Annotated in this window: 10 protein-coding genes and 1 tRNA gene; 1 reads left to right on the top strand and 10 read right to left on the bottom strand. The window is 48.3% G+C overall.

The features are described 5' to 3' along the window. Window positions 1-160: 160 nt before the first annotated feature. From ACYC56_RS08670 to ACYC56_RS08660, 3 genes are all read right to left on the bottom strand, one after another. Window positions 161-343, bottom strand: coding sequence for a hypothetical protein (locus tag ACYC56_RS08670; RefSeq protein WP_461373785.1), 183 nt, complete (start codon window positions 341-343; stop codon window positions 161-163). Between the two features lie 89 nt (window positions 344-432). Beyond that, window positions 433-1,320 carry a hypothetical protein gene (locus tag ACYC56_RS08665; protein WP_461373784.1) on the bottom strand — a complete coding sequence of 296 codons (888 nt, stop codon included), beginning with the start codon at window positions 1,318-1,320 and terminating at the stop codon, window positions 433-435. Then, window positions 1,313-1,477, bottom strand: a complete 165-nt coding sequence (locus tag ACYC56_RS08660; RefSeq protein WP_461373786.1) for a helix-turn-helix domain-containing protein — start codon at window positions 1,475-1,477, stop codon at window positions 1,313-1,315. The genes ACYC56_RS08665 and ACYC56_RS08660 overlap by 8 nt, the downstream gene beginning before the upstream one ends. A 177-nt stretch (window positions 1,478-1,654) precedes the next feature. On the opposite strand from ACYC56_RS08660, the gene ACYC56_RS08655 reads away from it, so the two are divergent. Then, on the top strand, window positions 1,655-2,830 hold the full coding sequence (locus ACYC56_RS08655) for a tyrosine-type recombinase/integrase (RefSeq protein ID WP_461373783.1): 1,176 nt from the start codon (window positions 1,655-1,657) through the stop codon (window positions 2,828-2,830). A 139-nt stretch (window positions 2,831-2,969) separates the two neighbouring features. Here ACYC56_RS08655 and ACYC56_RS08650 read toward each other — a convergent pair whose 3' ends face one another. The 7 genes from ACYC56_RS08650 to pyk all read right to left on the bottom strand — a co-directional run bounded on the left by ACYC56_RS08650 (window position 2,970) and on the right by pyk (window position 8,737). Continuing rightward, complete coding sequence (locus ACYC56_RS08650) at window positions 2,970-4,091, bottom strand: Fic family protein (protein ID WP_461373782.1); 1,122 nt, start codon at window positions 4,089-4,091, stop codon at window positions 2,970-2,972. Between the two features lie 331 nt (window positions 4,092-4,422). After that, a tRNA-Leu gene (locus tag ACYC56_RS08645) sits at window positions 4,423-4,506 on the bottom strand. A gap of 94 nt (window positions 4,507-4,600) precedes the next feature. Further along, complete coding sequence (locus ACYC56_RS08640; protein WP_461373781.1) at window positions 4,601-5,524, bottom strand: Ppx/GppA phosphatase family protein; 924 nt, start codon at window positions 5,522-5,524, stop codon at window positions 4,601-4,603. Next, complete coding sequence (locus ACYC56_RS08635) at window positions 5,496-6,152, bottom strand: DUF501 domain-containing protein (RefSeq protein WP_461373780.1); 657 nt, start codon at window positions 6,150-6,152, stop codon at window positions 5,496-5,498. The genes ACYC56_RS08640 and ACYC56_RS08635 overlap by 29 nt, the downstream gene beginning before the upstream one ends. Window positions 6,153-6,179: 27 nt before the next feature. Further along, a complete protein-coding gene (locus ACYC56_RS08630; protein WP_461373779.1) occupies window positions 6,180-6,569 on the bottom strand; it encodes a S1 RNA-binding domain-containing protein in 390 nt (129 codons plus the stop codon). 89 nt (window positions 6,570-6,658) lie between these two features. Further along, the gene (locus ACYC56_RS08625) at window positions 6,659-7,168 is read right to left on the bottom strand and encodes an FtsB family cell division protein (protein WP_461373778.1); all 510 of its coding nucleotides are present in this window, start codon (window positions 7,166-7,168) and stop codon (window positions 6,659-6,661) included. Between the two features lie 153 nt (window positions 7,169-7,321). After that, window positions 7,322-8,737, bottom strand: coding sequence for a pyruvate kinase (gene pyk / locus ACYC56_RS08620; protein ID WP_461373777.1), 1,416 nt, complete (start codon window positions 8,735-8,737; stop codon window positions 7,322-7,324). Window positions 8,738-8,761: the final 24 nt, after the last annotated feature.

The following is an 8,761-nucleotide window of genomic DNA, read 5'->3' as shown; positions in this document are numbered from 1 at the left end:
ATTACTGCGACGCACCGGGATTAGCTATCCGGCCCCTTGGTGGTTACCGGAACGGGACTTTCACCCGCAAGTGCGGCCCAGCTTAGCTGGGCGCGCCAATAAAAAAAGAACGCAGGTGCGTTCTCGCTTACCTATTAACTTCTTTGTACTCTGTTCTACCCTATGTTTTTTCTATCCCACCTTCCTTAGTTAGATACTCCTGTAGGATAGGCTCGAAACGCTCAAAGGCAGGAAGCAACCTTTGCATAAAGACAAGACAACTAAGACGTTCTTCAGCTGTCGCGCCTTCAGCCTTGATGCGCTTAATCCCAGTGTTGGTAATCTCTAGTGTGATTTGTGCCAAGTCAAACCTCCTTATATTAGTGCTCTCATCTATAACCGATCGGGGAAGGGCAAAAAGCGCCAATTATTTATAACTTTTTAGAAATATTTTTACTGAGGGGTAAACGTGGCTTGCAGTAAGGATTTTAGCGGTTCTTGTTTATGGGATTGTACCCAGCGATCAACCGTTCTAGGCGAAACATGCATTGTCGCTGCTTCACTATCCGAGGGTCTGCGTAAGTTCTCAATGACAAACTCAGTAATCTTCTTGAAGTTCTCTGGCTTTTGCCCTTGAAAAGTTTTCTCATAATACGAATAGAGTTCCTGCTTACCTTCCTCTCTTATGGACGACCACTCAATCTCATAGCTAATCATATTACCTTGGCTTCGAGGCTGTAATAGTTCATTCATAAGCTGAGAATCCACTGGTCTTTCTTCGCCATATGGTTTTTCTTTCTCGAGATACCGCTTGTGCCGAGGTATCTTCTTCTCGATAATGTTTTTGGCTAGACTTACTAACTTGCCAAGATTAGGAGCTGTATCCAGACCTTTGAATGCTTCTCTGACAACATGATCAGCGGCTTCTCTATTTTCTGCAGGGTTAATCCTATGTATGGCATTCGCCTTATGCTCAAGGGTAACATCAAAAATAGAGCACTCCAGGTCTATTAAACCGGCATGGTGCTGAAGGCATAGGCACTCAATCTTCTCATTGTATCCCTCATCGTAGTTGCCGTTAGCCTCTTCTCCTAACAATATAGCGTTGTACCAAAACTCAATGGTTAACAAGGAGCGTTCACTAAAGAATTGTGCAGCTCTCTCATCGCCTTCGAAAATGAAGAAGTCATTGATCCACATTTGCCAGAGTCTTCTGCGAAGTTCTGGCGTTAGCTTATCTTGGGTATTATTCTCAAGCTCTCTGAACTCAGAAGCAATCTGCAGGCACCTTATTAGATGGTCAGTATCTCCTTTGTACTCCTCGAGATCCTTTTTATACACGCCTCTCCTCCAGAAACCTATTTAGATCCTCTTCCGATATTCTGTAGGAGCCCTCAAGTTTGATTGCTGGCAATATACGTTTTTCGATCCATCTATAAATAGAGCGCTTACTTACTTGCAATGTCTCTGCTACCTGATCAAGTGTTAAATATCGCATGGTTATCTCCCTAAACGCTATGTCATTAGTTGCCATCAGTTGACATCATTACTCAATCTATTCTATTATAGAACTAGAGCCAGGTCAAGATAAGCTTAAAGAGTAGTTTGGATCGGCTTATAGCTTTTCGGTTTCAAGGGTTGCAAAGTCTATAGGGGACCAAAGGAGGTTGAAACTATGTTAGGTTCAGTGCAGAAAAAAGGTGATCGGTGGTACTGCGTTTACACGGACCCGATTACAAAAAAGCAGAAGTGGGTTTCAGCAGAAACGACAAAGAGAATGGAAGCCGAGAAAAAGTTAAAAGAGATAATCCGCGCGATTGACGACAATACCTATACACCACCCACAAAGCAGACATTTAAGGACTTTACCGATAACACCTGGCTAGGGGAGTATATCGCGTCACGCAAACTCAAGCCATCGACGGTTGTTTCTTACAGTATGATTGCGAGAGAGCATTTAATTCCCTTCTTTGGTGCGCAAAGGGTTGAAAAAGTTACCCCAGCCATGGTTCTAAGGTACAAGGCCAACCTTATAAAAGAAGGCCGTTTGTCAAATAGAACAATACAGTACCACTTGGTTGTGCTAAGCAATATCTTTAAAGCTGCCTGCGTGCTTAATATCCTTCGCTCGAACCCTTGCGCTAACATCGAGAAGCCCTCTATAGAGAACCACGAGCCGCAAACGCTTTCCATACCAGAGCTGCGCGGGCTAGTTGATAACGCCGAGGGTGTGTTTAAGGTATTCTTGATGATTGCGGTCACTACCGGTATGCGCCTTTCAGAGATCCGCGCGTTAAAATGGTCCGATATCGACTTTAAGGAGAACATCGTTAGTATCGAGCGAAACCTTTATAAAGGCCAGGTATGCCTACCGAAAAACAATAAGACCCGTGAGGCGCCGATGGTCGATGATTTAAAGGCTGCTTTACTGGAATATGAGAAGAACGCTCCAACGTCCGGGGATGGCTGGCTGTTCCCTTTGGAGGATGGAAACCCTGTTGATGCTGACAGGATAACGCGGTGGTTCAGGAATGCAGTAAAAGCGGCCAAAGATAAAGGGATAATCCCTAGCGATAAGAAGATCACTTTTCACAACCTGCGCCATACGTTCTGTTCGATCTCAGCGGTGGTAAACGAGAATCAGTTCATTACGCAAAAGCTGGCCGGTCACTCGAATATATCAACCACTGCGAAGTATTACGTAAAGCTCGAGCGAGATGCTAAGCAGAAAGCAGCCTCAAAAGTGAGCGACAGTATCTTTAAGGTTAAGCACCTTGGCGAAAAGCACGGCATAGATAGTGAGATATATTTAAACGCTAAAAGAGAACTCTCTGAACGGCGAGGGTTTTAGGTTACATAGGTTTCAAGGGTTTCAAGTACATGGGAATCAATGCGACTTTGAAACCCTGTGGCTGGCTTTGCTCACAGGGTTTTCGATTTCTATAATCCTTATTTACTATAGATGCTAAAGTACTCCGTCTTTCCTGGTACTAAGTAAATCGATCCATAAGCGAGAGGTTAATACGTAGTATTTTCCCTTCTTGCACAAGAAGCCCCATGTTTTTCAACTGACGAAGGTCTTTATATAGGGTAGCTTTTGATATCTCTTTCCATATTATAGCAAGCGGATGCCTTTGACTTAATATATCACGAGTCGTTATCGTCATGTTTTGCTGGTCGAGCAAGAAACGAAGTAAAGTGTACTGTCTGTGGTTAAGAATGCCAAGCTCGATGCCTTCTTGCACCAGATTCTTATACATCTGCTTTTTAACAAATTTAAGTATTTCGTCCTCGACGCTCTCTAACTCCTGGGCAAAACCGCTCAGTGAAAACTTAACAAACTCAGTTAGACTCCCGTTATACTTAAAACGTGCATCTTGGAGCTGCTGTATATAAGAATCTCGATTCTTATAATAGAAATTCGCTAGCGAATAGAAACCCGCGACATTGTAACCACCATCGTACAGTATATATGCCTCTAACCCTCTCGACGTTCTACCATTTCCATCGCCAAACGGGTGAATTGATACCAGGTAAAAATGGGCAAGAATCGCCCTCACAACTGGCGAACCATCTCTCGTGATGTAGGCACCATTAATAAAATCTATGAATTGCCCCATTAAAGCAGGGATTTCTTCAGGATCAGGTGTTAGATACCTGCCTGCTCTCGCTCCATGCATACGGTAATGCCCAGGCACATTGTTTTCATAAGCAATATCATGTGTAGTCAGCTCGTGGATGTGGCGTATTAAACCCTCAGTAATTACACACTTTGACTCTTGAGATGCATCTTTTTTTATAAATTCAAGAACATCTCTCGCGTTCAAAACCTCTTGTTCTTCTTGCGAGCGATTAGTCCTTTCACCTTCTGGAGCATCAAGCACGGCGCCTACCTCCTCCTCGGTAAGCGTATTGCCTTCAATGCCTGTAGTGCTGCGAATCGTTCTGATAATATTCAACTTATCGAGGCGTGCTCTCTCATCAGGCGGAAGAGGTATCCTCTGGGTCGATAATTTATATGCCTCGATATTGGTTAGAACCCGGTGTAGTTCGCTCCACCGCAGCTCTGGCTCAAAAGTGACCCCCCAGGGTCTAAAAGGTTCCAGTTGCATAAGAACACTCCTAAATTAGTTACTATAGTTACTATTATATCAACTAAAAATCAACATTAATATATAAGTTTCCCTTGCATTATAAGAATTATTCGGCAATTTTAGTAAACATATTTATCAACACTTTTATAAACAGTATTATCAACTTTAAAACGCTACAATAACACCCCAAAACGAATAAAAGTAGCCTCTTATGATGAGGAGTAGTTCGGTGATAAAACGCGGTTTTCGAAAAGTCGTTAGAATTTTCATTAGAAAATGTGCTACATAAGCACAAATGCACCAGGCTTTTACTCCCGGTGCATTTTATATATTCCCTGCTAAAATAGTGTGCCCGAGGCCGGAGTCGAACCGGCACGACCTAAAGGCCGGCGGATTTTAAGTCCGCTGCGTCTGCCTATTCCGCCACTCGGGCTTGTTTTTGATGAATGGGATTTCAATAAATCCCGTGGAAAATCCTAATCTAATGTACCCAGTACACGGGATAAAGTCAAGGTCCGACCGGACACCTAGCCGATCGAGTAAGCGATTCCGTCGAGGATGTCTTTCTCGCTTATGATCATCTCGGGAAAGCCGAGGCCCAAGAGCGTTTCCTCGAGGATGAGCGCTCCGGTAACGATAACATCAGCCCTTTTGGGGTGCATGCCCTTTAACGCCCGTCGCTGCTCGACCGGCATTGCGGCGAGTTGCTTGATAAGCGATGAGAGTTCGGAAACGCTTATCCGTGAGCCGTGGATTTTCTCGGGGTCGTATGGGTCCACGCCGTAGTAGATGGCCGCGAGCTGGGTGGCCGTGCCGGCGACTGCGATAACCACATCGGGGCTTTCAACGGCAAGTTTCTCGAAAACCGGACCGGCGCTCGTTTGGATCATCTCGCGTGCGCTCTCAAGTTCACCGGCCAGCGGTGGGTCGTGCTTTATGAAAAGCTCGTAGAGGCGAACAGAGCCGATGTTGAGGCTGGTCGAGCCAAATACCGTGCCGTTTCTGCCGTAAATATATTCCGTGCTGCCACCGCCCACGTCGACTACGAGCGCCAGCTCATCGGGAGTGACCAGCGAACCGGGCCCGGCTACCCCAGCAAAGGTCAGGCGCCCTTCCTCTTCCCCGGGGATGACCTCGATAGAAAGGCCGAGGCGCTCCTTGACCATCGCCATGAAATCGGCGGAATTTGCGGCATCGCGCATGGCGCTGGTCGCCACGACCCGCACGTTCTCTACTGCATAGCGCTCGAGCAGGTCTTTATGCTTGGCAAGTGCGGCGAGCGTGCGCTCCATAGCTTCCGGCTTGATCCTGCACGTGCGGTTTACATCCTCGCCGAGGCGGGTTATCTCGAGTTCGCGCCGCATATCACGCCATCCGCCGTTTTTCTCGGCGATCAGGAGGCGTACCGAATTTGTCCCGATATCAATCGCGCCGATTTTCATCTCGTTCATCCCGATTACAGGGCTCCTTGCATTCAAGGTCGGCTGATTCCGACAGTTCGTGTTCTACCATTTCACCGATCGGGTTGTTGCCACCCGTCAGGTAATGCGCGTAGTGCGCGTGAAGGCACTTTACAGCGCTTAAGTTATGTACGCCCCCGACACCGGTTTCAAACACCGGATGACCCGCCACACTTGTATTTTTATCTATATCTGTGCCTGCACCGGCTCTTCGCCGCAGTTTATAGTCCTCCTGGGCGCACTCGAGACGCTCATACAGCTCACTATCGACTGCGATACGCTCGCGCAAACGCTCCGCCCAGCCATCATCTTCAAGGCGGGATACCGCTTTTACTTTATGCGGGCAGGTGAGCCAGTACAGCGTCGGGAACGGCTTAGCATCCTCTATAAACGTGGCGGTCTCGATTACCTGCGGACAGCCGAAGGCGCACCGTGCGGCCACCTTCTTGAGCCCGCGCGGCTCGCGTTTAAGCTGCGCATATACTGTTGTTTTATCTTTTTTATCGATTATCGCGTTCATCGCCATATATTCTACCACGTATATGCCAAGCGGTGCGGTTCCGGTTTGAGCGGAAAAGAACAAAAAGCATCCCCGCAGGATACTTTTTAACTTCTTCAAAGCTCGGCTGATATATAATAGCAACGCTTAGGTGCGTTTGCCTTCTAAGTTCCTCTTGATATCTCCCAGTTTCTCTTCACTTGACCTGAGGAAATCCTTCATCATGCGCTCAAACGACTCGCCGCCTTCCCTTCGCTCATAGGTACGAGCAGGACGAGGTGGCCTTACTTCCTCTTGTTTGGGCTCTTCAAGCTGTTTTAGGGAGAGATCGATTTTGCCGTCGGGTTTGATGGCAACCACTTTCGCCGTTACCGTCTCGTTTTCATGGAGGAAATCCTTGACGTCCTTAACATAGGAGTGCGTGATTTCGGAGATGTGGATGAGGCCCGTCTGGCCTCCAATCAACTCAACAAATGCGCCAAAGTTCGTGGTCTTTACAATCTTGCCCTCAACGATAGTTCCAACTTCCAGAGACATACGTGTGTTTTTAAAAAACTCCTTTTTAAATTAATAAGCAGATTTTCCCATTTTACGAGGATAAATGTCAATAGTTGACATTACCGCGTCTACAAGACGCCCGTAAAAACACCGACGATTCGTTGCCACAACGATGCCGGCCGCCCTGTGTCTCTGTTTTTTTCGACCCCATTTTCTTTTCCCTTAAGAGGTTTTTTTGAATCCTGCGGGATGACTACAAGTACTTCCTCATCGGGCTTTGACAGGCCAAGGGATCTGGCTTCTTGCTCCACATATGCGTCTGATTGCAGGTATTGCACGTCTTTACTGAGCTGATTATTCTGCTTATTGATCTCATGAAGTTGTCTCTTTAACGATTCGATCTCCTGTCCTTGCTGGGCACGGAACGTAATCGGATAAATGGTCCAGACAATGAAATAGAGGATTATCCCAAGCATGATGACGCGACCGTAATTGAGGCGCGCTCGTTTCTTGGGACGCAACACCCGGACGTTACTCGCCCTACGCTGACCCGTTCGCTGGGTTTTTCGCGGGTCTGCTTTCAGGTTTGTCCTTTGGTTTGTTCTGCGACTCTTGCTGGATGCTTGTTTTGCGTTCAATGCTGTCTCTTCTGCTACATATCGGGTGCACTATATAGTATAGATATTTAGACACACGCCTGGTTGGTTATTAAAGACATGTATCTAAGTATCTATACTATTACAATCCCTTGGTTTAAGGAAGAGGAATAGTAAAGAAACTCGGTCCAGCGTTTAAACGCGGTGCACTTTTATTAAGTTGGTCGTGCCGGGAACGTTGACGAACACACCCGCTGTGATCACAACGCGGTCGCCTTTTTCTATGAGATCGGCCTTGAGCGGCGCGTCGACGGCGATATCGAACATATTATCAAGGTTGATGCTGGGGCCGACTTTAAGCGGTATGACGCCCCAGGTAAGGTTAAGTTGACGGACGACCTCGTCGCTTGGGCTTATCGCAATGATCGGCTGTGCCGGATGGTGCTTTGCCACCTGGCGCGCGGTCTCGCCGGATTGCGTGGACGTAATGATGGCGGTCGCATGCAGCGCTGAGGCGATCTCACACGTGGCTTTGCTTATCGCCTGGGTCGTACTCAGACGCTCGCGTTCACGGGGGCCCGCACCCCGGTCGATGCAGAAGCTTAAATCCCTCTCAGCCGCTATTATCGTGCGCGCCATCATGTTAACGCTTTCAACCGGAAAACGCCCCATGGCCGTCTCTCCCGAAAGCATTAGGGCGTCGGTCCCATCGAGCACCGCGTTGGCGACGTCGCTTACCTCCGCCCTTGTCGGACGCGGGTTCCGAATCATCGAGTCGAGCATCTGCGTTGCGGTGATTACCGGTTTTCCGACGATCATGCACTTGTTGATAATAGCCTTCTGCACCAGGGGTACCATCTCCGTAGGCATCTCGATACCAAGGTCGCCGCGGGCGACCATGATGCCGTCGGCGACCTCGAGAATATTATCTATATCCTTGACCGCTTCTTGTTTCTCGATCTTAGCGATTATCTTAGCACGCTTTCTAGCCTCAACGACCAGGCCCTTTAGAAGCTTGATGTCGTCGGAATTGCGCACGAACGAAAGTCCGATCCAATCCACGCCCTGCTCCAAGCCAAAGGCCAGGTCGAGCCGGTCTTTTTCAGAGAGCGGCGAAAGGCTGACCATAACCCCCGGCAGGTGTACCCCGCGCTTCGAGTTAAGGGGACCGCCCTCGATAACCCTTGTGCGAACATCCTCGCCCCCCACGCCGAGCACTTCAAGGATAATAAGGCCCTCATCGATCAGAATCGTATCGCCCGCCTTTACATCCCGCGGCAGGTCGGGGTAATTGATCGAGACCAGAGCGTTCGTGCCCATTACCGGCCTCGTGGTGACGGTAAAATCATCGCCCTCGTTGATGATTACCTCGCCGTTTTCGACATCACCGATTCTCAGCTTCGGACCGGCCAGGTCCATAAGAACAGCGATGGGCTTGCCGGATTCCATCTCGAGCTGCCTGATGTTGGCTATATTTGCCGCGTGGTCCTCGTAGCTGCCGTGCGCCATATTGATGCGCGCAACATCCATACCGCCATCGAGCAGGTCCCTCATCACCTCGATATCGTGGCTCGCCGGGCCGATAGTGCAAACGATCTTCGCATGCCTCATTCTATTACTCCCTTATCGTTTAAT

This window comes from Candidatus Aquicultor sp., assembly GCF_054640775.1.
This window is presented reverse-complemented; position numbering and strand designations above follow the sequence as displayed.